This window comes from Microbacterium sp. Nx66 (assembly GCF_904066215.1).
Taxonomy (GTDB): domain Bacteria; phylum Actinomycetota; class Actinomycetes; order Actinomycetales; family Microbacteriaceae; genus Microbacterium; species Microbacterium meiriae.
In genome coordinates this window covers 1,614,089-1,637,998 of sequence record NZ_LR880474.1, presented here as the reverse complement: position 1 = coordinate 1,637,998, position 23,910 = coordinate 1,614,089, and the positions used below count along the sequence as shown (strand labels likewise).

General features: G+C 69.8%; 30 protein-coding genes. 5 read left to right on the top strand and 25 right to left on the bottom strand.

Annotation, left to right across the window (positions count from 1 at the left end; genetic code table 11):
• Positions 1-11: 11 nt before the first annotated feature.
• The 9 genes from MICNX66_RS07735 to rpsB all read right to left on the bottom strand — a co-directional run bounded on the left by MICNX66_RS07735 (position 12) and on the right by rpsB (position 6,767).
• Positions 12-728, bottom strand: a complete 717-nt coding sequence (locus tag MICNX66_RS07735; protein ID WP_187664145.1) for an alpha/beta hydrolase — start codon at positions 726-728, stop codon at positions 12-14.
• Between the two features lie 2 nt (positions 729-730).
• Positions 731-1,018, bottom strand: coding sequence for a hypothetical protein (locus MICNX66_RS16875; RefSeq protein WP_232089226.1), 288 nt, complete (start codon positions 1,016-1,018; stop codon positions 731-733).
• Between the two features lie 9 nt (positions 1,019-1,027).
• Positions 1,028-1,720 (bottom strand): transglycosylase SLT domain-containing protein, encoded by a 693-nt coding sequence (locus MICNX66_RS07730; protein ID WP_187664003.1) that lies wholly within the window; start codon positions 1,718-1,720, stop codon positions 1,028-1,030.
• 66 nt (positions 1,721-1,786) lie between these two features.
• Positions 1,787-2,368, bottom strand: coding sequence for a DivIVA domain-containing protein (locus MICNX66_RS07725; protein WP_187664144.1), 582 nt, complete (start codon positions 2,366-2,368; stop codon positions 1,787-1,789).
• A 20-nt stretch (positions 2,369-2,388) separates the two neighbouring features.
• On the bottom strand, positions 2,389-3,522 hold the full coding sequence (locus tag MICNX66_RS07720) for a phosphatidate cytidylyltransferase (protein ID WP_187664002.1): 1,134 nt from the start codon (positions 3,520-3,522) through the stop codon (positions 2,389-2,391).
• A gap of 5 nt (positions 3,523-3,527) precedes the next feature.
• Positions 3,528-4,082, bottom strand: a complete 555-nt coding sequence (gene frr / locus MICNX66_RS07715) for a ribosome recycling factor (RefSeq protein ID WP_187664001.1) — start codon at positions 4,080-4,082, stop codon at positions 3,528-3,530.
• A 67-nt stretch (positions 4,083-4,149) separates the two neighbouring features.
• Positions 4,150-4,866 carry a UMP kinase gene (gene pyrH, locus MICNX66_RS07710; RefSeq protein WP_025103358.1) on the bottom strand — a complete coding sequence of 239 codons (717 nt, stop codon included), beginning with the start codon at positions 4,864-4,866 and terminating at the stop codon, positions 4,150-4,152.
• A 90-nt stretch (positions 4,867-4,956) separates the two neighbouring features.
• A complete protein-coding gene (gene tsf, locus MICNX66_RS07705) occupies positions 4,957-5,784 on the bottom strand; it encodes a translation elongation factor Ts (protein ID WP_187664000.1) in 828 nt (275 codons plus the stop codon).
• A 41-nt stretch (positions 5,785-5,825) separates the two neighbouring features.
• Positions 5,826-6,767 (bottom strand): 30S ribosomal protein S2, encoded by a 942-nt coding sequence (gene rpsB / locus MICNX66_RS07700; RefSeq protein ID WP_187663999.1) that lies wholly within the window; start codon positions 6,765-6,767, stop codon positions 5,826-5,828.
• Positions 6,768-7,069: 302 nt separating this feature from the next.
• Between rpsB and MICNX66_RS07695 the strand changes: the two genes are divergently transcribed.
• The gene (locus MICNX66_RS07695) at positions 7,070-7,678 is read left to right on the top strand and encodes a murein hydrolase activator EnvC family protein (RefSeq protein ID WP_187663998.1); all 609 of its coding nucleotides are present in this window, start codon (positions 7,070-7,072) and stop codon (positions 7,676-7,678) included.
• Between the two features lie 22 nt (positions 7,679-7,700).
• Here MICNX66_RS07695 and MICNX66_RS07690 read toward each other — a convergent pair whose 3' ends face one another.
• The 9 genes from MICNX66_RS07690 to MICNX66_RS07650 all read right to left on the bottom strand — a co-directional run bounded on the left by MICNX66_RS07690 (position 7,701) and on the right by MICNX66_RS07650 (position 14,739).
• A complete protein-coding gene (locus tag MICNX66_RS07690) occupies positions 7,701-8,603 on the bottom strand; it encodes a tyrosine-type recombinase/integrase (RefSeq protein WP_187663997.1) in 903 nt (300 codons plus the stop codon).
• Between the two features lie 56 nt (positions 8,604-8,659).
• Positions 8,660-9,850, bottom strand: a complete 1,191-nt coding sequence (gene dprA, locus MICNX66_RS07685) for a DNA-processing protein DprA (protein WP_187663996.1) — start codon at positions 9,848-9,850, stop codon at positions 8,660-8,662.
• Entirely contained in the window at positions 9,847-11,376 is a 1,530-nt protein-coding gene (locus tag MICNX66_RS07680; protein ID WP_187663995.1) for a YifB family Mg chelatase-like AAA ATPase, read from the bottom strand. The genes dprA and MICNX66_RS07680 overlap by 4 nt, the downstream gene beginning before the upstream one ends.
• Complete coding sequence (locus tag MICNX66_RS07675) at positions 11,373-11,735, bottom strand: YraN family protein (RefSeq protein ID WP_187663994.1); 363 nt, start codon at positions 11,733-11,735, stop codon at positions 11,373-11,375. The genes MICNX66_RS07680 and MICNX66_RS07675 overlap by 4 nt, the downstream gene beginning before the upstream one ends.
• Positions 11,736-11,846: 111 nt before the next feature.
• On the bottom strand, positions 11,847-12,173 hold the full coding sequence (locus MICNX66_RS07670; protein ID WP_017204525.1) for a DUF2469 family protein: 327 nt from the start codon (positions 12,171-12,173) through the stop codon (positions 11,847-11,849).
• A 56-nt stretch (positions 12,174-12,229) separates the two neighbouring features.
• Entirely contained in the window at positions 12,230-12,889 is a 660-nt protein-coding gene (locus MICNX66_RS07665) for a ribonuclease HII (protein ID WP_187663993.1), read from the bottom strand.
• Positions 12,886-13,611 carry a signal peptidase I gene (lepB, locus tag MICNX66_RS07660; protein WP_187663992.1) on the bottom strand — a complete coding sequence of 242 codons (726 nt, stop codon included), beginning with the start codon at positions 13,609-13,611 and terminating at the stop codon, positions 12,886-12,888. Before lepB ends, MICNX66_RS07665 begins: the two co-directional genes overlap by 4 nt.
• A 119-nt stretch (positions 13,612-13,730) precedes the next feature.
• Positions 13,731-14,081: a 50S ribosomal protein L19 gene (rplS, locus tag MICNX66_RS07655; RefSeq protein ID WP_025103348.1), complete on the bottom strand. Its 351-nt coding sequence runs from the start codon at positions 14,079-14,081 to the stop codon at positions 13,731-13,733.
• A 169-nt stretch (positions 14,082-14,250) separates the two neighbouring features.
• A complete protein-coding gene (locus MICNX66_RS07650; protein WP_187663991.1) occupies positions 14,251-14,739 on the bottom strand; it encodes an MFS transporter permease in 489 nt (162 codons plus the stop codon).
• Positions 14,740-14,848: 109 nt separating this feature from the next.
• On the opposite strand from MICNX66_RS07650, the gene map reads away from it, so the two are divergent.
• The gene (gene map / locus MICNX66_RS07645) at positions 14,849-15,631 is read left to right on the top strand and encodes a type I methionyl aminopeptidase (RefSeq protein ID WP_187663990.1); all 783 of its coding nucleotides are present in this window, start codon (positions 14,849-14,851) and stop codon (positions 15,629-15,631) included.
• Here map and MICNX66_RS07640 read toward each other — a convergent pair.
• Genes MICNX66_RS07640 through rpsP form a run of 6 tightly spaced genes read right to left on the bottom strand, consistent with a single transcriptional unit; the run spans position 15,594 to position 18,853 of the window.
• Positions 15,594-16,076 carry a pyrimidine dimer DNA glycosylase/endonuclease V gene (locus MICNX66_RS07640; protein ID WP_187663989.1) on the bottom strand — a complete coding sequence of 161 codons (483 nt, stop codon included), beginning with the start codon at positions 16,074-16,076 and terminating at the stop codon, positions 15,594-15,596. The two genes, map and MICNX66_RS07640, sit on opposite strands and share 38 nt — an antisense overlap.
• Positions 16,073-16,807 carry a class I SAM-dependent methyltransferase gene (locus tag MICNX66_RS07635; RefSeq protein WP_187663988.1) on the bottom strand — a complete coding sequence of 245 codons (735 nt, stop codon included), beginning with the start codon at positions 16,805-16,807 and terminating at the stop codon, positions 16,073-16,075. The genes MICNX66_RS07640 and MICNX66_RS07635 overlap by 4 nt, the downstream gene beginning before the upstream one ends.
• Before the next feature lie 46 nt (positions 16,808-16,853).
• Entirely contained in the window at positions 16,854-17,558 is a 705-nt protein-coding gene (trmD, locus tag MICNX66_RS07630) for a tRNA (guanosine(37)-N1)-methyltransferase TrmD (protein WP_187663987.1), read from the bottom strand.
• Positions 17,559-17,577: 19 nt separating this feature from the next.
• Positions 17,578-18,195: a ribosome maturation factor RimM gene (rimM, locus tag MICNX66_RS07625; RefSeq protein WP_187663986.1), complete on the bottom strand. Its 618-nt coding sequence runs from the start codon at positions 18,193-18,195 to the stop codon at positions 17,578-17,580.
• Positions 18,179-18,409 (bottom strand): RNA-binding protein, encoded by a 231-nt coding sequence (locus MICNX66_RS07620; protein ID WP_025103341.1) that lies wholly within the window; start codon positions 18,407-18,409, stop codon positions 18,179-18,181. The genes rimM and MICNX66_RS07620 overlap by 17 nt, the downstream gene beginning before the upstream one ends.
• 6 nt (positions 18,410-18,415) lie before the next feature.
• A complete protein-coding gene (gene rpsP / locus MICNX66_RS07615; protein ID WP_187663985.1) occupies positions 18,416-18,853 on the bottom strand; it encodes a 30S ribosomal protein S16 in 438 nt (145 codons plus the stop codon).
• 208 nt (positions 18,854-19,061) lie between these two features.
• Between rpsP and MICNX66_RS07610 the strand changes: the two genes are divergently transcribed.
• Entirely contained in the window at positions 19,062-20,213 is a 1,152-nt protein-coding gene (locus MICNX66_RS07610) for a glutamate--cysteine ligase (RefSeq protein WP_187663984.1), read from the top strand.
• A 12-nt stretch (positions 20,214-20,225) separates the two neighbouring features.
• Here MICNX66_RS07610 and MICNX66_RS07605 read toward each other — a convergent pair whose 3' ends face one another.
• Positions 20,226-21,197 carry a sugar-binding transcriptional regulator gene (locus MICNX66_RS07605; RefSeq protein ID WP_187663983.1) on the bottom strand — a complete coding sequence of 324 codons (972 nt, stop codon included), beginning with the start codon at positions 21,195-21,197 and terminating at the stop codon, positions 20,226-20,228.
• Positions 21,198-21,299: 102 nt separating this feature from the next.
• Here MICNX66_RS07605 and MICNX66_RS07600 point away from each other — a divergent pair, with 102 nt between their 5' ends.
• Together MICNX66_RS07600 and MICNX66_RS07595 are read left to right on the top strand one after the other, a co-directional pair.
• Complete coding sequence (locus MICNX66_RS07600; RefSeq protein ID WP_187663982.1) at positions 21,300-23,009, top strand: glycerol-3-phosphate dehydrogenase/oxidase; 1,710 nt, start codon at positions 21,300-21,302, stop codon at positions 23,007-23,009.
• A gap of 92 nt (positions 23,010-23,101) precedes the next feature.
• On the top strand, positions 23,102-23,875 hold the full coding sequence (locus MICNX66_RS07595) for an MIP/aquaporin family protein (protein ID WP_187663981.1): 774 nt from the start codon (positions 23,102-23,104) through the stop codon (positions 23,873-23,875).
• The last annotated feature ends 35 nt before the right edge of the window (positions 23,876-23,910 follow it).

Genomic DNA, 23,910 nt, shown 5'->3' with positions numbered 1-23,910 from the left:
GGGCCTCGCCGTCAGTCCGCTGCCGGCCAGTGGGTCGGCAGCGGCAGCGCCGACGGATTGACGGCGGCGACGATCTCGGTGAGCACCCGGCGCGTCTGCGTCTCCCCCACCCACAGGTGCTTGCCCCCTTCGACGGCGATCAGCTGCGCCTGCGGGATCGTCGCGAAGCGCTCCCGCGCTTCCGCCGGGCGCAGGTAGTCGTCGAACTCGGGCACGAGGATGACCACGCGGTGGCCGGTCTCCCCCCAGGCGGCAACCTCCTCCGCCGTCGCGCGGTGCAGCGGCGGCGAGAGGAGGATGATGCCCTCGATGTCGTGGTCGGCACCGTACTTGAGGGCGAGTTCCGTCCCGAACGACCACCCGACGAGCCAGGGGCGCGGCAGCGCGCGGTCGCGGACGACGTGCATGGCGGCCGCGACGTCCAACTGCTCTGCAGCGCCGCCGTCGAACGTCCCTTCACTGGTGCCGCGCGGCGAGGTGGTGCCACGGGTGTTGAACCGCAGCACCGCGAGATCGGCCAGGGCGGGAAGACGCGCGGACGCCTTGCGGATGATGTGCGAATCCATGAAGCCACCGGCGGTCGGCAACGGGTGCAGCGTGACCAGCGTCGCCACCGGGACTGCGGCTTCCGGCGTCGCGAGCTCGCCGACGAGCGTCAGGCCGTCCGCGGTGTGCAGCTCGATGTCCTCGCGGCGCGCCGGGAGCTCCAGCGGTCCCCGGATCTCCATGGTCATGCGATCCTCCAACAGTGGTTGTGCCAGTGTCTGCGGTCAGCCAGGGCTGCGGCATCGCCGAGCACGCCGTCGGCGCGCCAGGCCACGAGATGGGCGGTACCCGGTTCGACGGATCGTCCGCAGCCCGGGCAGATGTACGCCTTCTGCGCCTGGAGCGCGGAGACGGGCTGCACCGTCCACTCCACGCCCCGGCGGACCTCGGTGCGCTTCCAGCCGGCGAGGAGACGGTCGAACGAGTCCTCGCCCTCAGGGCGCGCGGAAGGACGTCGGCGTGAGCGGGGCATGGTGCCGGCTCACCACCAGTGGTTGGTGACCCAGAAGTTGTACGCGCCGGCCCAGCTGCCGTAGCGACCCGTGGCGTATCCGGTCGCCCAGCGGAGGTTGTCGACCGGGTTGTAGCCGTTCCCCGGCACCTTGCTGCAGGGCAGGGCCTGGACGAGGCCGCAGGCACCGGAGGAGGAGTTCGTCGCGTTGGGGTTCCAGCCGCTCTCCCGCGAGACGATGTAGTCGACGTACTGCCAGTCGCCCTGCGCGATCCCGGCGGCCGCCATCCACTCCGCAGGTGCGCCTCCGCCGCTGTACGGCGGGAGTCCGCCGCCCCCGGACGACCCGCCCTGCGAGCCCTCGGACGACGACGAGGAGGTGGTCACCGGGGCCGGCTTCGGCTTGGGCTTCGGCTTGGGTTTGACGTAGACGTCGAAGGAGCCGCGCTCGACGGGAGTGATCGCCGCGCCCTCCACCGTGACCGTGAGGTTCTGGGTGTCCGCCAGGGCCACCGCATACACGGAGTCCGGGGCCTCCGTGGCGACGGGCTGAGCGAGCGCGACGCCGGTGGGCGCGACCATCGCGGCCGCGAATGCGACGACCGCGAGCGAGCTGAAGACGCCCACGACACCGCGGCGGCGCGACCAGCGGCGCGTGCCGCGGGAGGCTGATGCAGCCGTGGCTGCGGGTACCAGCACGGCGTCGCTTCGTTCGGGAATCATGTCGTTTCGGGAGTTCACGATGGAGGACAGTTTACGCATACCTGCCTGAAGAGGCCATCAGACGGCTCAGCGGACCGCCAGGATCACGTCGATGGTGGCATCCAGGAGCGCGTCGACCTGCTCCTCGCGGTAGCCGCCACGCTGCATGCGGAACGCTGCGGACCGCAGCTGCTCAGCGGACAGCGCGTCGCCGTCCCGCAGGTAGCGGACGATCCGGGAGGTGACGTGGTCGACCTCGTCGACGCGGTACCCGAACGTGAGGAAGCCGGTACGGGCGAACCGGTGGCGACGCGGACGCGCCAGATGGTCCAGGATGACCTGCGCGTCGGCTCTGGCCTGCTCCACCCAGGCGCCCGCTCCGAGAGACCGCACGGCGCGTTCCCGCTCTCGGGCGGCGAAAGCGTCCTCGACCCGTCCGAGGGCCGCGTCGACGTCAGCCACCACGTACCCCTCCTTGACGAGGGGGAAGGAGACGGTGCGGACGTCATCGGCCGTGAGATCGTCAGCGCCGCTCTCGAACGCCCGCCGCGCCGAGGCGAGGAATCCGTCCACCGCCGCACGGTGGTACCCCTTCGTGCGTCCGGTCGTGAGCGCGAAGGCCGGCGTGGCCGCGCGTTGCGTGGCGACCTCGCGACGGTCGTCGTTCATCACAGCACCACTGTCGTTCATCACAGCACCAACCAGGGAGAGAGGAGGAAGTACAGGCAGAGGGCCGGGACGGTCGACGGCAGGATGCTGTCCAGCCGATCGAGGAGCCCACCGTGCCCGGGGAGCCAGGAGCTCATGTCCTTGATCCCGAGATCCCGCTTCAGCATCGACTCGCCGAGGTCTCCGAGCGTGGCGGACAGCAGGATCGCGGCCCCGAAGATCACACCGCCCCACCAGGGCAGGTCGAGCAGGAACATCGCCAGGAGGACGCCCGCCGCGAGCGACGCCACCACCGCACCGCCGAAGCCCTCCCAGGTCTTCTTGGGGCTGATCCGCGGCGCCATCGGGTGTCGCCCGAACGCGAGCCCCGCGGCGTAAGCGCCGGTGTCGGCCGCCACGGCGATCGCGATGAAGCTGAGCACCCACCACTGGCCACCCTCCTGCTCGAGCAGGATGAGGGCCACACCCGCGAGGAATGGCACGTACACCTGCACGAACCCGCCGATCACGGCGTCGGTGAGCACATCGCCGTACGTGCGCCCATCCTTCGCGACCATCTGGGCGAGCAGGCGCCAGACGATGACGAACGCCACGGAGACGAACAGCATGACCCAGCTCAGCCAGGGCTCCGCGAAGTACGCGGAGAGCACGAGGAAGGTCGCCGCTATCAACTGCGGGATCACGTCGACGCGACGCCCGGCGGCGCGCAGCGCGCGCGAGAGCTCGTAGACGCCGAGGAGCGCCGCGGCCAACGCGAACGGGACGAACAGCGCCTTGATGAAGAGCAGCGAGCCGAGGAGCGCCGCACCGAAGGCGAGGCCGATCAGGATCGCGAGGACGAGGTCACGTCCGGTGCGCTGCTTGATGCGTTCGTTCGCCTGGTCGAGCTGATCCCGCGCATGCGACACGTGCGTGCCGAACTCGTCCCGCGCCTGGCGCCACTGCTCGCGGATCGCATTGTGATCCGCGGTGTCCAGCCGGTCGGCGGTCACCGGCGCTGCACCCGGCGTCGCCGGAAGCGGCGGTCGCGGGGGCACGCGGTCGGCGTCGAAGGCCGGGAAGGCCGCGTCGCCGAGCGGCACGCCGCCGTCGGGGCCGACCTCCGGCCGCGCCACCGGAGCGCCCTCGTCGGTGCCTCGCGATTCGTCGGACATGCGGACTACACCTCGAGGAGTTCTGCCTCTTTGCGCTTCAGCGCGTCGTCGATGAGGTCGACGTGCTGACGGGTCAGCGCGTCGAGTTCCTTCTCACCACGGGAGATCTCGTCCTCGCCGAGCTCGCTCTTCAGCCCGTCGAGCTCGTCCTTCGCCTTCCGGCGGATGCCGCGGACGTGGACCTTGGCGTCCTCCGCCTTCGACTTCACGAGCTTGACGTACTCCTTACGGCGCTCCGCCGTGAGCTCCGGCATCGTGACGCGCACGAGGTTGCCGTCGTTCGTCGGGTTCGCGCCGAGGTTCGGCATGTCGCGGATGGCCTGCTCGATCGCCTTCAGCGCCGACTTGTCGTACGGCGTGATGATGAGCGTGCGCGCCTCCTGGTTCGCGAGCGACGCGAGCTGAGCGAGCGGCGTCGGCGTGCCGTAGTAGTCGACCAGCACCTTCTGGAAGAGCTGCGGGTTCGCACGACCCGTGCGCACCGTGGAGAAGTCCTCCTTGGCAGCCTCGACGGCCCGGGACATGCGGGTGGTGGTTTCAGCGAGGACGTCCGCGATCACGGTGGCTCCTATCGTCGGGGTGTTCTGGAAATTCTATCGGGAGCGGGCCCCCGTCCCGTGCAGGCGCTCAGGCGGTGACGAGCGTGCCGATGGGCTCGCCCAGGAGAGCGCGGGTGACGTTGCCCGCCGGCTCCATGCCGAAGACGCGCATGTCCATGTTGTTGTCCATGCACAGGCTGAACGCCGTCGAGTCGACGACCTTGAGGCCCTGCTGGAGCGCATCGCGGTAGGTCACGCGCTCGATGCGCTCGGCGTCGGCGTGCTTGTTCGGGTCGGCGGTGTAGATCGCGTCGACGCCGTTCTTGGCGACGAGGACCTCCTGCGCACCGATCTCCAGTGCGCGCTGCGCGGCGACCGTGTCGGTGGAGAAGTACGGCAGGCCCGCACCGGCACCGAAGATGACCACGCGGCCCTTCTCCATGTGCCGCTCCGCGCGACGCGGGATGTAGGGCTCGGCGACCTGGGTCATCGAGATCGCCGACTGCACGCGCGTCGCCGCGCCCGCCTGCTCCAGGAAGTCCTGCAGCGCGAGCGCGTTCATCACGGTGCCGAGCATGCCCATGTAGTCGGCCCGCCCCCGGTCCATGCCCCGCTGGCTGAGTTCGGCCCCGCGGAAGAAGTTGCCGCCGCCGACGACGACCGCCACCTCGACCCGGTCGACCGCAGCGGCGATCTCGCGCGCCATCTGGCTGACCACGTCGGGGTTGACGCCGAGCTGCCCGGCGCCGAACGCCTCTCCGGAGAGCTTGAGGAGGACGCGACGGCGTCCGGTGCGTTCAGTCATGGGGGATGTCCTCTCGTCCCGATTCAAGATAGTGCCTGGTGGGCATGAAGAAGGGGTTCGGATCGAGCGATCCGAACCCCTTCGACAGTGCTACGCGCCGACCTTGAAGCGCGCGAAGTCCGTCACGGTGATACCGGCGTCCTTCGCCACCTGGGCGACGGAGAGCTTGTTGTCCTTCGCGTAGTCCTGCTCGAGCAGGGCGACCTGCTTGATGAACGCGGAGACACGGCCCTCGACGATCTTCGGCAGAGCGGCCTCGGGCTTGCCCTCGTTGCGGGAGATCTCGGTGACGATCTCGCGCTCCTTCTCGACCGCATCCGCCGGCACGTCCTCGCGGGACAGGTACGACGGGTTGGCGAACGAGATGTGCTGGGCGATGCTGCGCGCAGTCTCGGCGTCGTCACCCGTGTAGGCGACGACGACACCGATCTGCGGCGGCAGGTCCTTGCTCGTGCGGTGCAGGTAGACCTCGACGCTGTCACCGGTGACGGTGCGCACGCGACGGAGCTCGACCTTCTCGCCGATGATGGCGGCCTCTTCCGAGATGAGCTGCTCGACGGTCTTGTCGCCCGCCGGAGCGGCCAGAGCGGCCTCGACCGAGTCGGCCTTCACGGCGGCGACGGCGTCGGCGACCTTGTCGGCCAGCGCGATGAAGCGCTCGTTCTTCGCGACGAAGTCGGTCTCGCAGGCGAGCTCGACGAGCGTCACGGCGCCGTCCTGCTCGCGAGCGACGACGAGGCCCTCGCTGGTCGAACGGTCGGCGCGCTTGGCGTTGCCCTTCGCACCCTTCAGGCGCAGGATCTCGGTGGCCTTCTCGACGTCGCCGTCGGCCTCCTCGAGTGCCTTCTTGGTGTCGACCATTCCCGTGCCGAGCTGCTCACGCAGCGCCTTGAGGTCGGCGATGGTGAAGTTGGCCATGTGTGGTGGCTCCTTGCTTCGTTGTGTGGGTGTACGAGGGATTACTTGGCGTCTGCGGCCTCGGTGGCGGCGACCTCGGCGGTCTCCTCACCGGAAGCGGCGGCGATCGCCTCGTCGTGCGCCTCGGCACCGGCCTCGTCGGCGGCGGTGGCGTCGGCGGCAGGGGTCTCGACGACAGCGGCCTCGTCGTCGGCGGTCACGACCTCGGCGGCGTCAGCGGACTCCTGGACGGGAGCCTCGAGGAGCTCCTTCTCCCACTCGGCCAGCGGCTCGGCGTCGCCCGACTCCGGGTTGTGCTTCTGCTGCAGGCCCTCGGCGGCGGCGTCGGCGATGATGCGCGTCAGCAGCGACACCGAACGGATGGCGTCGTCGTTGCCGGGGATCGGGTACTGGAAGTCGTCCGGGTCGGCGTTGGTGTCGAGGATGCCGATCACCGGGATGCCGAGCTTCTTGGCCTCGTCGATGGCGAGGTGCTCACGCTTGGCGTCGACCACCCAGAGGGCGGACGGCGTCTTGGTGAGGTTACGGATACCGCCGAGCGACTTGTGGAGCTTGTCCAGCTCGCGCTTCTTGAGCAGCAGCTCCTTCTTCGTGAAGCCGGAGGCGGAGGGGTTCTCGTAGTCGAGCTCCTCGAGCTCCTTCATGCGGGCGAGACGCTTCGCGATGGTGGAGAAGTTGGTGAGGAGGCCGCCGAGCCAGCGCTGGTTCACGTAGGGCTGGCCGACGCGCGTGGCCTGCTCCGCGAGGATCTCCTGCGCCTGCTTCTTGGTGCCGACGAAGAGGATCGTGCCGCCGTGCGCCACGGTCTCCTTGACGAAGTCGTACGCCTTGTCGATGTAGCCGAGCGACTGCTGGAGGTCGATGATGTGGATGCCGCTGCGCTCGGTGAGGATGAAGCGCTTCACCTTCGGGTTCCACCGACGGGTCTGGTGTCCGAAGTGCACGCCGCTGTCGAGCAGCTGGCGGATGGTGACCACAGCCATGGTCGTCTCCTGATTCTGGCGCGGAGCGCCGTTGAGGTTGTCATGCCGACCGGACGGTCGGACATCCTGGTGCCCGGCTCACGCCCACCCGTTCGGAACGGGACCTGCGGGAGTGGATGCCACGACGGAGTCGCTCTGGGCACGCGTAGTCACCCCGAGATCGAGGTGCTCGTCCAGCATACAGGATCATGCGCCGCCGGCTCGTCCTGCACAGGAGCGCGATCCTCGCCCTTCTCCCCCGCTACAGGGTTCTTCCCCCGGGCGTCCGGTCCGCGCGATCGCCCCCGGCGCACACTCACCGCATGACTTCTCCCTCCGGTTCCCCTCACCTTGTCCGTTCACACTCGTCTCGTGCCGCTCGCGTCGCGATCACGGCGGCGCTCGCCTGTCTCGTGCTTCTGGGCGGCGGCGGCGCCCCACTCGCCGCCCCTGCGTCCGTACACACGGCGACGGCACCCCGCTCCGGCCCGTCCCCGGCCGACAGTTCCGCCTCGGAGGGTGCATGGCGATGGCCCGTCGACGGTGGCCGCCATGTGAGCGCCGCGTATCGCGCACCGGCGCACGCCTACGGTCCCGGACACCGGGGCATGGACGTCACCGCCGCCGTCGGTACCGCTGTCGGCGCTCCGGCGGACGGAGTGGTCGCGTTCCAGGGCGTGGTCGTCGATCGTCCCGTGCTGACCATCCGACACGCAGACGGCCTGGTGAGCTCGTTCGAGCCGCTGGAGTCGACGCTCCGGGCGGGCGACACGGTCAGCCGGGGTCAGGAGATCGGTCGGGTTTCCACAGGTGGGCACACGGCTCCTGGCGCGCTGCATGTCGGTGTGCGGCGCGATGGGGAGTACATCAACCCGATGCTGCTGTTCGGCGCCGTCCTGCGGGCCCGTCTCCTGCCCTGCTGCGGGACCTGATCTCCGACCGAGCGGCAGCCGCTCAGGCGCGAGGATGCGCCAGCCGGTACGTCGTCGTCAGCCGCTCCGCCGAGACATGCGTATAGATCTGCGTCGTGCCGAGGCTCGCGTGCCCCAGGATCTCCTGCACGGCGCGCAGGTCGGCGCCGCCGTCGAGCAGATGCGTCGCCGCCGTGTGGCGGACGGCGTGCGGCCCGACGGTCTCCGCGCCGACGACGGGTGCGAGCGCACGGGCGACCACCTCGTAGACCGTCCGCGGTCCCAGCCGGGCGCCGCGGCTCCCGAGGAAGACGGCAGGCGATGCACCCGCAGCCCTGCTGAGGAGAGCCGGGCGAGCGCGGCGCAGGTACGCACCGAGCGCATCCCTGGCCGGGGCACCGAATGGCACGACGCGCTCCTTGTCGCCCTTGCCCCGCACAAGAGCCGTCCCGCGGTCGAGATCGAGGTCGTCGATGTCGAGACCGCAGAGCTCGGAGACGCGGACCGCGGCGCCGTAGAGAAGCTCCAGGACGGCGTGGTCACGGAGGGCGACGGGCTCGCCCGAGGATGCGGCCTGCCGATGGCGTTCCAACAGCTCGGACATCGCGTCCTTCGAAGCCACGGTCGGCAGCGTCTTGGCCCGTTTCGGCGCCACGAGCCGAAGACTCGGGTCGATGGGGATGATGTCCTGCTCGCGCGCCCAGCCGAAGAACGCTCGCGCGGTGGCCGCACGTCGGGCCAGCGTCGCTCGCGCGTCGCCGCGCTGGGTCGCCTGCCACAGCCATTCGCGCAGCATCTCCAGGTCGATCCGGTCCACCGGACCGCCCGCCACGCTCGCCCCGAGGTCCCGCAGGTCGGAGCGATACGCCTTCACGGTCGCGGGCGACAGCCGGCGCACCTTCTCCAGGTGGTCGGCGAACGCCTCGACAGCGACCGCGAAGTCCATAGCTCCACCCTGGCCCTCCCCCGCCCCCCGAGCCGCGCGCCCCGCCGCGAGCCGTCCTATGACGTACGTGCCGCGCCGATCCCGCGCCAGCCGTCCTCGTCCCGCCGCGCAAGGCCGTCGAGATCGAGGAGGCCGAGCAGTGCCCTGGTCCGCTCGACGGTGAGATCCGCGCGCTGCGCGAGCTCCGCCTCCGTCCGAGCGGTCCGGGTGCTCAGGGCACGGAGGAGCAGGACCCGCCCCTCCTCCGTGGCATCGTGTGCGTGCGGCGACCGCGCGTCGGTCGGGAGCATCTCCGCCACCTCCGCCGCGGAAGTGACGCACACCGCGTCGTACTCGCGGAGCAACCGATGACAGCCGGCCGACGAGGCGGAGGTGACGGGACCGGGCACCGCGCCGAGTGGCCTGCCCAGCGTTGCCGCGTGTCCCGCCGTGTTGAGGGAGCCACTGCGCCACCCGGCCTCGACGACCACCGTCGCCTGCCCCAGGGCCGCGATCAGTCGGTTGCGGGCGAGGAATCGCCACCGGGTCGGCGCCGTCCCGCAGGGCACCTCGCTGACCACGACCCCGTCGACCGCGATCCGCGTGAGAAGGTTGCGGTGCCCGGCGGGGTACGGGCGGTCCACGCCTCCGGCGAGAACCGCGATCGTCCCCCCACCGACAGTCAACGCGGCGCGGTGGGCTGCCCCGTCGATGCCGTACGCGCCGCCCGACACGACAGCCGTCCCCGCGGCGGCCAGGTCGCCGGAGAGGTCGGCGGCGACGCGCTCCCCGTAGGCGGTGGCCGCCCTGGCGCCCACGATGGCGACGCGTGCCGCGCTGGTCAGGAGCTCCGGGCGCCCGCGCGCCCACAGCACCACCGGAGCCTCCGTATCGAGATCGTCGACGGCGAGCGGCCAGTCGGGATCTCCCGGAAGGAGCAGATGGGCGCCCGCCGTCTGCGCCCGCCGGAGGGCATCGATCACAGCCGCCGGATCGGCACGCTGTCGCCACCGCACCCGCGCCTCGTCGAGCGCCCGTCGTGCGCCCGCGGCGCGGACCATCGGCCATGACCGTCCCCGCGCGTCGAGAGCGAAACGCATGCCGTCGGCCGGTCCGAACTCGCGCACGAGGGTCGCGGCGACGGCGTCCCCGGGATCGGCGATGACGGACCAGGCGACACGTGCGAGCGCCTCCGCCACGTCGTCGGTGCCGCGCAGTCTCCGAGCGGCGTCGAGCGCATCCTGCTGAGAGACGAGTTCGTCGATCACCGCGCCACCCCCGTCCGCAGAAGGAGCGCGCGGCCGATCTCGTCCGTTCCGGGGAGGTCGAGTCCGGCGAGGTCGGCCATGGTCCAGGCCACCCGGAGGACGCGGTCGTATCCGCGGAGCGTCAACGCCCCTCGTTCCAGTGCCCGATCGAGACCGGCCCGCGCGTCTGGCGGGAGGCGGAATCCGCCGTGCCGGAGCAGGGTCCCGGGAACCTCCGCATTGCGTCGCCAGGGCGTGCCACGCCATCGCCGCTCCGCTCGAGCGCGCGCCTCGCCGACGCGGCGCCGGGCCTCGACGGTGGTCACCCCGGAGCGCTCCCCCGCGAGCGAGCGTGAGGCGGCGACGCGCGAGACCGGCAGATCGATGTCGAGACGATCGCGTAATGGCCCGGAGAGGCGAGTCGCGTAGCGTCGCAGCGCCTGCGGTGGGCAGATGCAGTCGCCGTCACGCACCCCCCGGTTCCCGCACGGACACGGGTTCATCGCCAGGAGCAGCTGGAACCGCGCCGGGAACCGCACGACGAAGCCGGATCGATGCACGTCGACGAAGCCGGTCTCGAGTGGCTGACGGAGCGCGTCCAAGGCCACCCGGGGGAACTCGGCCGCTTCGTCGAGGAAGAGCACGCCCCGATGAGCCCGTGCGACCGCGCCGGGGCGCGCCGTCCGCGACCCGCCTCCGACCATCGCCGCCACCGAGGCGCTGTGGTGCGGAGCGACCAGCGGAGGCTGGTGGTCGAGCCCGGTCACGGCCTCGCCGCAGAGGGAGCGCACGGAAGCGACCTCGATGGCCTCCTGCTCGGTCAGCGGCGGCATGATCCCGGGCAGTCGCCCGGCGAGCATCGTCTTGCCTGCTCCCGGCGGACCGCTCAGGAGCATGTTGTGGCCGCCCGCGGCCGCGACGATGAGGGCCTCGACGGCTTCCTCCTGCCCGAGGACATCGCTCAAGTCGCGGTCGTCCGACCCTTCCTCCGGCGGTTGCGGTCCCGGGACCGGCTCGACATCCGGCACCTCCACCTCGGCCCCGTGCCAGACTGCCACCTCGGCGAGCGACGCGGCGGCACGCACCTCGACGCCGGCGACGAGACCGGCTTCCGTCGCGTTGCCGTGCGGCACGATCACGCGCTCGAAGCCGGCGCGTGCAGCGGCGAAGACCGCGGGAAGCACACCGGGGACGGGCCGCAGACGGCCATCCAGCCCGACCTCCCCCAGGTGCACCGTCTGCCGCACGGCACGACGAGCGAGCATGTCGCTCGCGGCGAGGGAGGCGACCGCGATCGCGAGGTCGAAGGCGGACCCGTGCTTGGGCAGACTCGCCGGCGAGAGGTTCACCGTCAGACGCCGCCGGGGCAGCGAGAGCCCGGAGTTCACGCAGGCGTTGTGCACGCGCTGCACCGCCTCGCCCAGAGACTTGTCGGGGAGGCCGATGATGCGGAACTCCGGCGTCTGCGGCGAGAGGTCGGCCTCGACCTCGACGACATGCCCCTCCGCCCCGGTGAGGGCCACCGACCACGTCCGAGCGGTGCTCACGCGATGTCCTCGAGGTGCTCGATGGACGCGGTCTCCGGAACCGCCCCCACGATGCCGACCGCCTCCACCCGCAGCACCCGTCCCCTTGCCAGATCCGGATGCGCAGCCCGCCACGCATAGGCGAGCTGCCACAGCCGCCGGCGCTTCCGGTCGTCGATGGCGTCGAACGGGTGCCCGAAGGACGCCGACCGCCGTGTCTTCACCTCGACCACGGACAGATGCCGACCGACGACGGCGACGATGTCCAGTTCGCCCTGCGGACACCGCCAGTTTCGATCGACGATGCGATACCCGCGCTTCGTCAGGTAGTCCGCTGCCTGCTGTTCCCCGGCTCGCCCGAGGTCGTCTTTCGCTGCCATCCCCACAGGATTCCCGGGACCACCCCGTGACCTCCGCGGTCCGGAGCAGACGGCCCGGCCGCTGTGGAAACAGTGGAGAACGTGACTGTTGTGCAGGAACGGCGGCTGGAGTCACTCCCCGTCGAGCGAGAGCTCCTGCGGCAGTTCGAACTCGCGGCGTTGCAGCTCCTCGACGTTCACGTCCTTGAACGTGAGCACCCGAACGGCCTTCACGAACCGGTCCGCACGGTAGATGTCCCACACCCACACATCGCTCATGGAGATCTCGAAGTAGAAGTCGTGCTCGGTGTCCCGGCGCACGACGTTGACCTCGTTGGCCAGGTAGAAGCGACGCTCGGTCTCCACGACGTACTGGAACTGAGAGACGACGTCGCGGTACTCGCGGAACAGCGCGAGCTCGAGCTCACGGTCGTAGTCGTCGAAGGCTTCCTCATCCATGATGAGTCCATCCTATGGTCGGCGGGCGCCGGTCGCGGCATCCCGGCCGCGACCGCTCAGAAGAGCGTCGGTGCGTCGGCGATCGCCCACGACGAACGGTGGAACGGTGAGAGGCCGAACGACCGGATGGCCTCCCTGTGCTCCGGACTCGCGTACCCCTTGTTGCGGTCCCACTGGTAATCGCGGTGATCCTCGTGGAGCTCGGCCATGTAGCCGTCCCTGGCGACCTTCGCGATCACCGACGCCGCCGACACCGAGGCGCAGTCGCGGTCCGCTTTGACGACCGGCCGGACGTTCAAGGGCCCAGGATGCACGCGCGAGACGTAGTCGTGGTTGCCGTCGAGGAGGACCAGAGCGTTCTCGACCGTGGCACCCTGCGCCACCACCGCCAGCACGGCGCGGGAGGCGGCAAGGCCCAGCGCCCGCATGATCCCGACCTCGTCGACCTCCGCGGCGGTCGCCCAGCCGACGCCCGAGGCCTGCACCCACGCAGCCGCGCGGGCGGCGACGTCGGGGCGCCGGCGCTCGGGGACGAGCTTCGAGTCGCGCAGCCCCTCCGGCACGCGGCGACGAGCCCCCTTGGCGTCCATCACCGCCGCCCCGACGGCCACCGGCCCGGCCAGCGCCCCGCGACCGACCTCGTCGAGGGCGATGATCAGGTCGCACTCCCCCAGGAGCTTCCGCTCCAGGGTCAGTCGAGGCGTGATGACAGTCATTCGGGGTCCGGCACTCCGTTGAAGATCTCGTGGTGGCCGTCGATCGGTCCGAAGCGGTCGAGCGGCCAGGTCGTCAGGAACGCCTTGCCCACGATGTTGGACACCGGGACGAAACCGCCGCTGGGCAGCTCCTGGTGTGCACGGGCGTCGCGGGAGCGGTCCCGGTTGTCGCCGAGGAGCCACACGGAGTCCTCGGGCACGACGACGTCGAAAGGTTCGTTGGAGGCCGCGGTGTCGCCCTCGGGGAGGTTCAGGTAGCTCAGCTCATCGATCGGGGCACCGTTGATCGTGATCTGCCCCAGCGCGTTGCAGCACACCACATGGTCACCTTCGACGCCGATCACCCGCTTGACCAGATGGTCCTGGGTGTCGGTTGCCGAGATGCCGACAAATGTGAGCACCCAGTCGATGGCCTGGACCAGCGGCGGCTGTGCAGGTGTCTGCGGCATCGGGTCGAGCCAGCCGCCCGGATCCTTGAAGACGACGATGTCACCGCGCTCATAGCCGGTCCAGCGCGGGGTGAGCTCGTCGACGAGGATGCGGTCGTCGATCAGCAGCGTGCGCTCCATGGAGGCCGACGGGATGTAGAACGATCGGACCACGAACGTCTTGATGACGAAGGACACCAGCGCGGCGATGACGACGATGACCAGCACGTCACGGAGGAAGACCAGGAACCCGCGCCGCCGTCGTGTCGGGCGTGCGGACGGAGAGTCAGTCATCTGGTTCCTTCTCGAAGAATGCACCGTGAGCGCACGGCAATAACAAGGTTCGCACACCGGGGACAGAACGAAAGCACCCCGGGACATCGTGTCCCGGGGTGCTGTGAAGAAGCTTCGCGTCAGTTGTTGACGCGCTTCTCCTTGATCTTCGCCTTCTTGCCGCGCAGCTCGCGCAGGTAGTAGAGCTTGGCGCGACGCACGTCACCGCGGGTGACGACCTCGATGTGGTCGATCACCGGGGAGTGCACGGGGAAAGTACGCTCGACACCCACCTGGAAGCTGATCTTCCGGACGGTGAAGGTCTCGCGGACGCTGTCACCCTGGCGGCCGATGACGACGCCCTGGAAGACCTGGATACGAGAACGGTTGCCCTCGGTGATGTTCACGTGCACCTTGACGGTGTCACCGGGGAAGAACTCGGGGATGTCGGAACGGAGCGAAGCCGCGTCGACGGCGTCGAGGATCTGCATGATCGTCTCTCTCTGCACTCGCCTCAGGTCGGATGCACGGATTAGGAAGGAACAAGAATGGGAGTGTGCCGAACGGCGCTGACGCGTCCGCGGGCTCCCCTGGGGCAGAGCCGGTCACGGCACAAAGAACCATTCTGCCACGGATGGCATGTCCCACCAAAACGAGCGGTCAGGGCCGGTCGTCGGTCTCCCGCACCACGATCACCTCGTGCACGCTGGTCTGCGTCGTCTCCGCACGGGGCGGGGTCATCGTCGACCAGGAGATGGTCTCGCGAATCCGCGCTCCACTCCCCCGCGCTTCGTTCCAGAGCTGCCACAGCTGCAGCCACACCAGTCCGATGCCCACCACGATGGCGGCGGCGAGGAGCCAACCGAAAGCGCCATCGATGAAGAAGCCGACCGCGATCGTCAGCGCGTGCCAGAGACCGAACCCGGCGACGTCCCACCACGACAGGGCGCGCTCGGCGCGGACAGACGGCCGGGAACGCGTCAGCAGCGTGAGCAGGAGCTGTCCCACGAAGACCGAGGGCATCGCGATGAGCAGCACCCAGAGGATGGACCAGCCACCCTGGAAGACGGCCCAGCCGATGAGAAGCCACAGCGGCAGGAGGAACGCCGACGGCAGCAGCCAGCGGAAGAAGGCCTGTCGGATCCACATGCTCCGATGCTACGGCGAGGTCGGGCCTCCGTCACGGGTGTTCGCTGAGAGCGGCAGGCGCCGGGCACCCCGTCCGATCAGGGAGAATGGTCGGGACGAGAGGACACTGATGATCGAACTGCGCACCCCTGCCGAGATCGATGAGATGCGCGCGGCAGGCCGGTTCGTCGCCGAGACGCTGGCGACCCTGCGCGACGAGACGAAGGTCGGCACCAACCTCCTGGCGATCGACCGCCGGGCCCACGACATGATCCGCAAGGCGGGCGCCGAGTCCTGCTACATCGACTACCACCCGTCGTTCGGCGCGAGCCCGTTCGGCAAGGTCATCTGCACCTCGGTGAACGACGCGGTGCTGCACGGTCTCCCCCATGACTACACACTCAAGGACGGCGACCTCGTCACCCTCGACTTCGCCGTCTCGGTCGACGGCTGGGTCGCGGATTCCGCGGTCTCCTTCGTCGTGGGCACGCCGCGGGATGAGGACCTGCGTCTCATCGACACCACCGAGCGCGCGCTGACCGCGGCGATCGAGACCTCGGTGGTCGGGCACCGCATCGGTGACATCTCCGCTGCCATCGCAGAGATCGCGCACGGCGAGGGGTACTCCATCAACACCGACTTCGGCGGGCATGGCGTGGGCCGCACGATGCACGGCGACCCTCACGTCGCGAACGACGGCCGCGCGGGCCGCGGGTTCCCGCTCCGCGCCGGCCTCGTGCTCGCGCTGGAGCCCTGGTTCCTCGCGACCACGGACGAGCTGGTCACCGACCCCGACGGGTGGACGCTGCGCAGCGCGGACGGGTCCCGAGGGGCGCACTCCGAGCACACCATCGCGATCACCGATGACGGGCCGATCATCCTGACGGATCGCTCGTTCCTCGGGGTGGACTGACCTCGGCCGCCGGGTCGGCGCGTTCCCAGGATGCGACCGGCCCCGGCACGACGGTGAACAGCGGGTGCGCCTTCGGGAGCGCCACATCCCCGTGCCGCTGAAGCACCTCAGGACTGCGCTCGGCGAGCTTCGCACGCAGGTGCTCCCATTCCCGCGCGAGCTGCCCCGCGGTGACCGGCATCGTCGGAACGGCAGGCTCCCGGCGCCGAATGCGCGTGCGGTCGAAACGGTAGCCGCGGGCGTCCGCCTCGTCGGCGACAGCGACGAGGTACGCGCCCACCGCGGCCAGCGGATCCGCTGCCTCCCGGAAGCGCTCGAGCTGCGGGTGTCGCTGATACCCCTTCGTGGCGTCGGCGAGCACCGCCTGCGCGAGCAGCGTCTCCCGCCAGCAGGCGACGAGACCCTGACGGTCGAGGTACTCAGGGTGCAGCGACCAGATCCTCATACGCGGCGGTAGCGGAACACATCGGTGAGATGGGGGAGGTCGAACTCCGCCTTCCCGCGCGTCTCGTCCGCGCCGTCCAGCACCGCCTCCAGGGCCGCCACCATCCCTGCACGCTCCGCGTCGTCAGCCACGAGGAGACTGCTCACCGTGCCCCAGCGTCGGAGGTAGACCTCGCGGCTGATCCGCTCCGTCCAGCGCACCTCCTCGTGGGCTTCCAGGACGAAGCCGGGGATGTCGGTCGCCGATGCGGAGGTATCGTCGTCCGCGCCGACCGCGGGATGCGCCACCCGATGGCAGGCGAGATCCCACGCACAGGCGGGGTCGGCGCGATTCCAGAGCAGCCCGAGCGTCCCGTCGGCGACGAGTGCGCGGGCGATCTCGGCCGCCGCCGTATCCCGGTCGAACCAGTGGAACGCCTGCGCGACGCTGACGACATCGACGGAACCGTCCGGCACGGGGATGCTCTCCGCGGTCCCCGGCCGCGCCTCGACCGTCGGCAGCGTCCGGGCGAGGACGGCGAGCATCGGCGCGGAAGGCTCGACGGCGATCACCCGCGCCGCACGCTCGACGAGCAGGCTGGTGAACTTCCCGGTGCCGGCGCCGAGGTCGAGCGCCGTGGCCACCGGCGCCGGAACGATGATGTCGGCCGCACGCTCCGGGAAGCCCGGTCGGTAGCGGTCGTACTCCTCGCCGATGCCTTCGAACGATCGCGCGCGTGTCACATCCACCATGTCTCGACGCTAACAGCAGTCGTTGCCGCAGACGGTCGCGGTGCGGTCAGTCGTCGGTCGGCGCGTCCGGAAGCAGATCGGGGCGGCGCAGCCGCGTGCGGACGAGCTGCTGCTCGCGCCGCCATGCCGCGATCGCCCCGTGGTTGCCGCTGAGGAGCACATCCGGTACCGCACGCTCACGCCAGACGGAGGGCTTCGTGTACGACGGGTACTCGAGGAGGCCGTCCTCGTGCGACTCCTCGACCAGGCTCTCCGGATTGCCGACGACCCCGGGGATGAGACGGCCGATGGCCTCGATCATCGCCATCGTCGCGACCTCGCCGCCGTTGAGCACGTAGTCGCCGAGGCTCAGCAGCCGGACCTCGCCACGCTCGGCGGCGTACTCGAAGACGCGCTCGTCGATGCCCTCGTAGCGCCCGCAGCCGAACACGAGGTGGTCGCGCCCCGCGAGCTCCCGCGCGGTCGCCTGGGTGAAGACCTCGCCCGCCGGCGACGGGAAGATGATGGTCGGCGGCGCGGCGGTATCCGCGGTGAGCTCGTCGAGGGCGAGCCCCCACGGCTCGGGCTTCATGACCATGCCCGCTCCTCCGCCGTACGGAGTGTCGTCGACGGTGCGATGGCGGTCGTGCGTCCAGTCGCGAAGATCATGCACCTGGAGGTCGAGCAGACCCGAGCCGCGGGCCTTGCCGAGCAGGGAGAGCGTCAGTCCGTCGAAGTACGAGGGGAAGATGGAGACGACGTCGATGCGCACGGGGGAACCGTATCAGCGGTCACTCGGCAGCGTCGGAGGCGGTGGTCTCGTCCTCCGACTCGGGAAGCTCCTCGAAGAGCCCGGCGGGAGGGGTGACGATGACCCGTCCGGCCGCGACGTCGACGGTGGGGACGATGGCCTCGACGAACGGGACCATCACCTCGTCCGTGCTCCCGCCCGACGACGGCTTCACGATCAGGAGGTCATGCGCCGGCAGGTGCTCGACGCGGACCACGCGGCCGACGACGACCTCGTCCCGCACGACGTCCAGGCCGACGAGCTGGTGGTCGAACCAGGCGTTGTCCTCGGTCTCGTCCTCGTCCTGGTCCATCCAGAGGATGGCGCGGACGAGGCTCTCGGCGGCGGTGCGATCGTCCACGTCCTCGAAGAAGACGACGGGGTTGCCGTTCATCACGCGGTACTCGCGGACGACGATCTCCTTGCCGTGCCACGGAGATGCCTCTGGCACCTGCAACGTGAACGCGGCCCCGGGGACGAAGCGCCGCTCCGGATTGTCGGTGTAGAGCTCGAGCTTCAGCGCGCCCTTGAGCCCATGAGCCTTGACCAGGCGCCCGACGCGCAGCTGGTTACGGCCTTGGGTGCGGTCCTGCGACACCACGTCAGTCGTCCGCGACATCGACGCGGACACGACGCCCGTCGGCGAGTGCACTCACGAGGGTGCGCAGGGCCTTGGCCGTGCGGCCGCCGCGCCCGATCACGCGTCCACGGTCGTCGGGGTGCACACGCACCTCGAGCAGGTCGCCACGGGGCGACGAGGATTCGTGGATGCGCACATCTTCGGGGTGATCGACGATCCCCTTGACGATGTGTTCGAGCGCGGCGGCGAGCACGATGGATTACTCGGCGTCGGCGGCGGGAGCCTCAGCGGCCTCCGCGTCGGCGTCAGCGGCGGGGGCCTCCGCAGCGGGGGCCTCCTCCTTCTTCTCCGCCTTGGGCTTCACGACGGACTTCTTGGAGGCGTCGACCTCGAAGGCGGCCTTCGGCTCGGCGACCTTGAGGGTGGACTTGGCGTCCTTGTCGCCCTTGAAGGTGCCCCAGTCGCCCGTGATCTTGAGGATGGCGGTGACCTGCTCGGTCGGCTGCGCGCCGACGGAGAGCCAGTACTGCGCACGCTCGGAGTCGACCTCGATGAAGGAGGGCTCCTCGGTGGGGTGGTACTTGCCGATCTCCTCGATCACGCGACCGTCGCGCTTGGTGCGCGAGTCGGCGACGACGATGCGGTAGTACGGCGCGCGGATCTTGCCCATGCGCTTGAGACGAATCTTGACAGCCACGATTCTCCTGAATGGTGTGGAAGGAAACGAACCGGTCGCCTGGAGCGTGGGGTGCACACCCGGCGGAAGCTCAAATGAGGAGGACGAGTGCTGGATAGAGGGTCGAGCACGTCGTCCGACCCTCTATTCTGCCAGATGCGCGCGCCGGGCGCGAAACCCGGCGACACGGCGTTGCGGAGTCGGCCCCGGGCCGTGTCAGACTGTCCCCGTGCAGCTCGACTTCGCCGCTTCGGCCCGCTCCACCGTCGGTCTCGAGTGGGAGATCATGCTCGCCGATCCCGAGACCGGTGATCTCGTCGGTCGCGCACCGGAGCTCCTCGCCGCGCTGGAGGCGGAGAGCGAGGACGAGCGCCACACCGTCACCGGCGAGCTGCTCACGAACACCATCGAGGTGACCAGCGGGATCGGCGATTCCGTCGCGCACGCCGTCGATGACATCGCGAACGCGATCGCGGCGGTGCGGTCGGCCACCGATCCGGCCGGTATCGAGCTGCTCTCCGCCGGAAGCCACCCCTTCGCCCAGTGGTACGACCAGTCGGTGACAGACAAGACCCGCTATCACAGCCTCATCGAGCGCACCCAGTGGTGGGGGCGCAACATGATGATCTGGGGCATCCACGTGCACGTGGGCGTCGACGAGCAGCGCAAGGTCTTCCCCATCATCAACGCGCTGTCGGCGTATCTTCCCCATCTCCAGGCGCTGTCGGCGTCCAGTCCGTTCTGGGCCGGGGAGCGCACGGGGTACGCCTCCAACCGCGCGCTCGTCTTCCAGCAGCTGCCGACGGCGGGCTTGCCCTGGCCGCTCCGGGACTGGTCGGAGTTCGAGCGGTATCTGGACGACATGGTCCGCACCGGCGTGATGGCCGATGCCACCGAGGTGCGCTGGGACATCCGCCCCGCTCCGCGCTGGGGCACGATCGAGGTCCGCGCGTGCGACGGCCTCTCGACGCTCTCCGAGATGGCCGCGGTGGCCGCGCTCGTACAGGTCCTCGTCGAGCACTTCTCCCGACTTCTCGACGAAGGCGCGGCGCTGCCCGATCTTCCGGCCTGGTTCCACCGCGAGAACAAGTGGCGCGCGGCCCGATACGGCCTGGACGCGCGCGTCATCGTCGACACGATCGGCACGCAGCGCCCCGTTCGCGAGCACCTGACCGAGAAGATCGAGGAACTGGCCCCGGTCGCCGTCGAGCTCGGGTGCGTCCGGGAGTTCGGCAGCATCGCGTCGATCCTCGACGGCGGGGCGAGCTATGCGCGTCAGCTCGCGGTCGCCGACGCCACGGACGGCGATCTCCGCGCCGTGGTCCAGCACCTCATCCGGGAGTTCCGGACCGGACCGCAGTCCTCGATCGAAGGCGAGTGACGCGGACGCGACTCAGTCCTCGACGAGTCGACGTGCGAGACCCTCGTCGAGCACCACATCCGTGATCAGCTCGGCGGCTATCGCCGCCCGCAGACTCGCGAGCTTGGGCACACCCGAGACGACGCACACGCGACGCGGCACCCGCCGCAGCCGGTCGAGTCCCGGCCCCGTCGCCCGCGCGTTGAGCCGGATGTCGCGCCAGGAGCCGTCGGCACGGAAGAAGACCGTCGCCACGTCGCCGATCGCATGGTCCTCCCGCAGACTGCGGTAGTCCTCCCGCCCGAGGTAACCGCCGACGTAGACGCGGCTGGGCACCTCCGCCGCCGGAGACCCGAGGCTGAACACGGCGATGTCCATCTTCGCCTGCAGATCGAGCACGCGGCGGGTGCTGCGCTCGCGCCACATAGCCTCCCGGGTGGCGGGGTCGTCGAAGAAGGCGGGCACGGGGAACTGCTGCACCTGCGCACCGAACGCGCTCCCGAAGCGCTGCAGGATGTCGCTGGAGTACTCCACACCGCTGGTCTGGGTGTTCCCGGCGCCGTTGAGCTGCACGAACGTCGTGTTGTGCGTCTCCTTCTGGGTGAGACCGCGACTGACCGCGCTGATCGTCGATCCCCACGCCACGCCGACGATCATGTTGGAGTCGACGAACTGGGACAGGAGGCGTCCTGCGGTCAGCGCCACGCGCTCCAGTCGCTCGACCTCGCTCACGATCTCCGCCATCGGCACGACGTGCGCCACCACGCGGTGCCGATCCCTGATGCGCTGCTCGAGCATTCCCAGACGCTCCAGGGGGGAGTTGATCCGGATGTCGACGAGGCCGCTCTCCCGCGCGAAGCTGAGCAACCGTGACACGGACGACCGGGAGGTGCCGAGCTCCTGCGCGATGACCTCCATGGTCTTGTCCTGCATGTAGTACAGCTGCGCGGCCGTGAGCGCGGCGATCAGCTTCCCGTCGCGCGACGGTGCTCCGGATCCCGCCATGATGACCTCCTCTCCCTCGATCCTTGCACATATGTGCAGCCAGCTTGCGCGCGGCGTCACGGAGGTCGATGCTGGTGGCAAGCAAGGAAGAGAGGGTCGAGGATGATCGATTCCACCCACACGTCCCCGGAGCGGGACGCGGTCCGCGCGCTCCGGGAGTCCGGGCGCACCAGCGTCCTCGTCATCGGCGGCGGCATCAACGGCATCTCGACGTTCCGTGATCTGGCCCTGCAGGGTGTGGACGTCGTCCTGGTCGAACGCGGCGACTTCGCCTCCGGTGCCTCCGCGGCCTCGAGCCACATGATCCACGGCGGCATCCGCTACCTCGAGAACGGCGAGTTCCGCCTCGTCCGGGAGTCGGTGGAAGAGCGCAACGGCCTGCTCAAGATCGCCCCGCACTACGTCAAGCCGCTGCAGACGACGATCCCGATCTACTCCACGTTCTCGGGGATCCTCTCCGCTCCCCTCCGGTTCCTCACCCACAAGAGCGGGAAGCCGAAGGAGCGCGGCGCCTTCCTCATCAAGGTCGGCCTCACCATCTACGACACGTTCTCCCGCGACGGCGGCACCGTGCCCCGCCACCGCTTCCTCGGACGCAAGAAGTCCCTTGCCGAGCTGCCGTCGATGGACCCGAAGATCAAGTACACGGCCACGTACTACGACGCCTCGATGCACGATCCGGAGCGCCTGGCGCTCGACGTGCTGCAGGACGGCCGCGCGAGCCACCCGGGTGCGGTGGCTCTCAACTACGTCGAGGCGATCGGCCGCGACGGCGAGCAGATCACCCTCCGTGACCGCGAGAGCGGCACCGAGTTCACCGTGACCGCGGATGTCGTCGTGAACGCCTCCGGCCCGTGGACCGACCTCACGAACGACGCGCTCGGCACCGACACCCATTTCATGGGCGGCACCAAGGGCTCGCACATCGTGCTCGACCACCCGGAGCTGCTCGAGGCGACGCGAGGTCGCGAGATCTTCTTCGAGCACTCCGACGGCCGTATCGTGCTGATCTACCCGCTCAAGGGGCGCGTCCTCGTGGGCACCACCGACATCGACGCCGACCCGCGCGAGGTGCCGGTGTGCACGGAGGAGGAGATCGACTACTTCTTCGACCTCATCCACCACGTGTTCCCGTCGATCTCGGTGACCCGCGAGCAGATCGTCTACAACTTCTCCGGCATCCGGCCGCTCCCCCGCCACGAGGACACCGCTCCCGGATTCGTCTCGCGCGACTACCGCGTCGAGGTCGACCGCAAGGGCGCCGTCCCGCTGGTGAGCCTCGTGGGCGGCAAGTGGACCACGTTCCGCGCCCTGGGAGAGTCGCTCTCCGACACCGTGCTCGGCCTCCTCGGCCGCACGCGCACCGTCTCCACCGCCGGACGCGCGATCGGCGGCGGACGCGAGTTCCCGCGCACCGAGAAGGCGAAGCGGATCTGGATCCAGGAGAACCTCGCCGGCGCGGGCGCTCGGGCCGATCAGCTCCTCGCCCGTTACGGCACCGGAGCGGCGGCCGTCTGGGCGTTCGTCGAGCAGGGAGACGACGCCCCCCTCGCCGGCGGCGACCTGTCGACCCGTGAGCTGGAGTGGATGGTCAACGAGGAGATGGTCGCCCGTCTCGAGGACGTCATCCTCCGCCGCACCAGCATCGCCTTCACCGGTGGAGCGCAGGCAGAAGTCCTCGACGAGATCGCCGACGCCCTGGCACCGCTCCTCGGATGGGACCGAGAGCGTCACGACGCCGAGGTGGAGCAGACGCGCCTGCTGCTGAACGAGCGACACGGACTCGACATCCCGTCCCGCACCCGCGGCTGACGGGGCCCCGACCACCGCGCCCTCCTCGCGGTGCTACCCCATAAGGGGTCGGGGCAGAGGGGCCCCGACCCGCAAGAAAGGTCAACGAAGACATGACTGACGTCAATCTCGGTCTCTACTTCCTCTCGGAGCTCGTCGGCACAGCGATGCTGGTCCTGCTCGGCTGCGGTGTGGTGGCGAACGTCGCCCTGGCGAAGAACAAGGGCTTCGGCGGCGGCTTCCTGATGGTCAACTGGGGATGGGGTCTCGCGGTGTTCGCGGGTGTGCTCGTCTCGGCGTACTCCGGTGCCATCCTGAACCCGGCCGTCGGTATCGGCCTCTGGGTGCAGAACCTGCTGGATCCCGCCAAGGGCATCGACTTCACGATGTTCCTCACCGCGACCGGGGCGGAACTCCTCGGCGCGATCATCGGTGCCATCGTCGTCTGGCTCGCCTACAAGCAGCACTTCGACCAGGAGCCGGAGGCCGCCAACAAGCTCGGCGTCTTCTCCACCGGCCCCGCCATCCGCTCGTACGGCTGGAACCTCGTCACGGAGATCATCGGCACCTTCGTCCTCGTCTTCGTCATCTTCGCGTTCGCGGACTACGGCGACATCGAGGTCGGCACGCCCGGTGGCCTCGGCCCGCTCACCGCTCTTCCGGTCGCCCTGCTGGTGGTCGCGATCGGTGCATCGCTCGGTGGTCCGACCGGATACGCCATCAACCCGGCGCGTGACCTCGGTCCCCGCATCGCCCACGCGATCCTCCCGATCCAGGGCAAGGGTTCCAGCGACTGGTCCTACTCGTGGGTGCCCGTCGTCGGTCCGCTCATCGGTGGTGTCATCGCCGCCCTCGCCGCCCCCGGCCTTCTCAGCCTCGCCGGCTGATCCCCCTCAACCGCTCGGGAATTCAAAGGAGAACA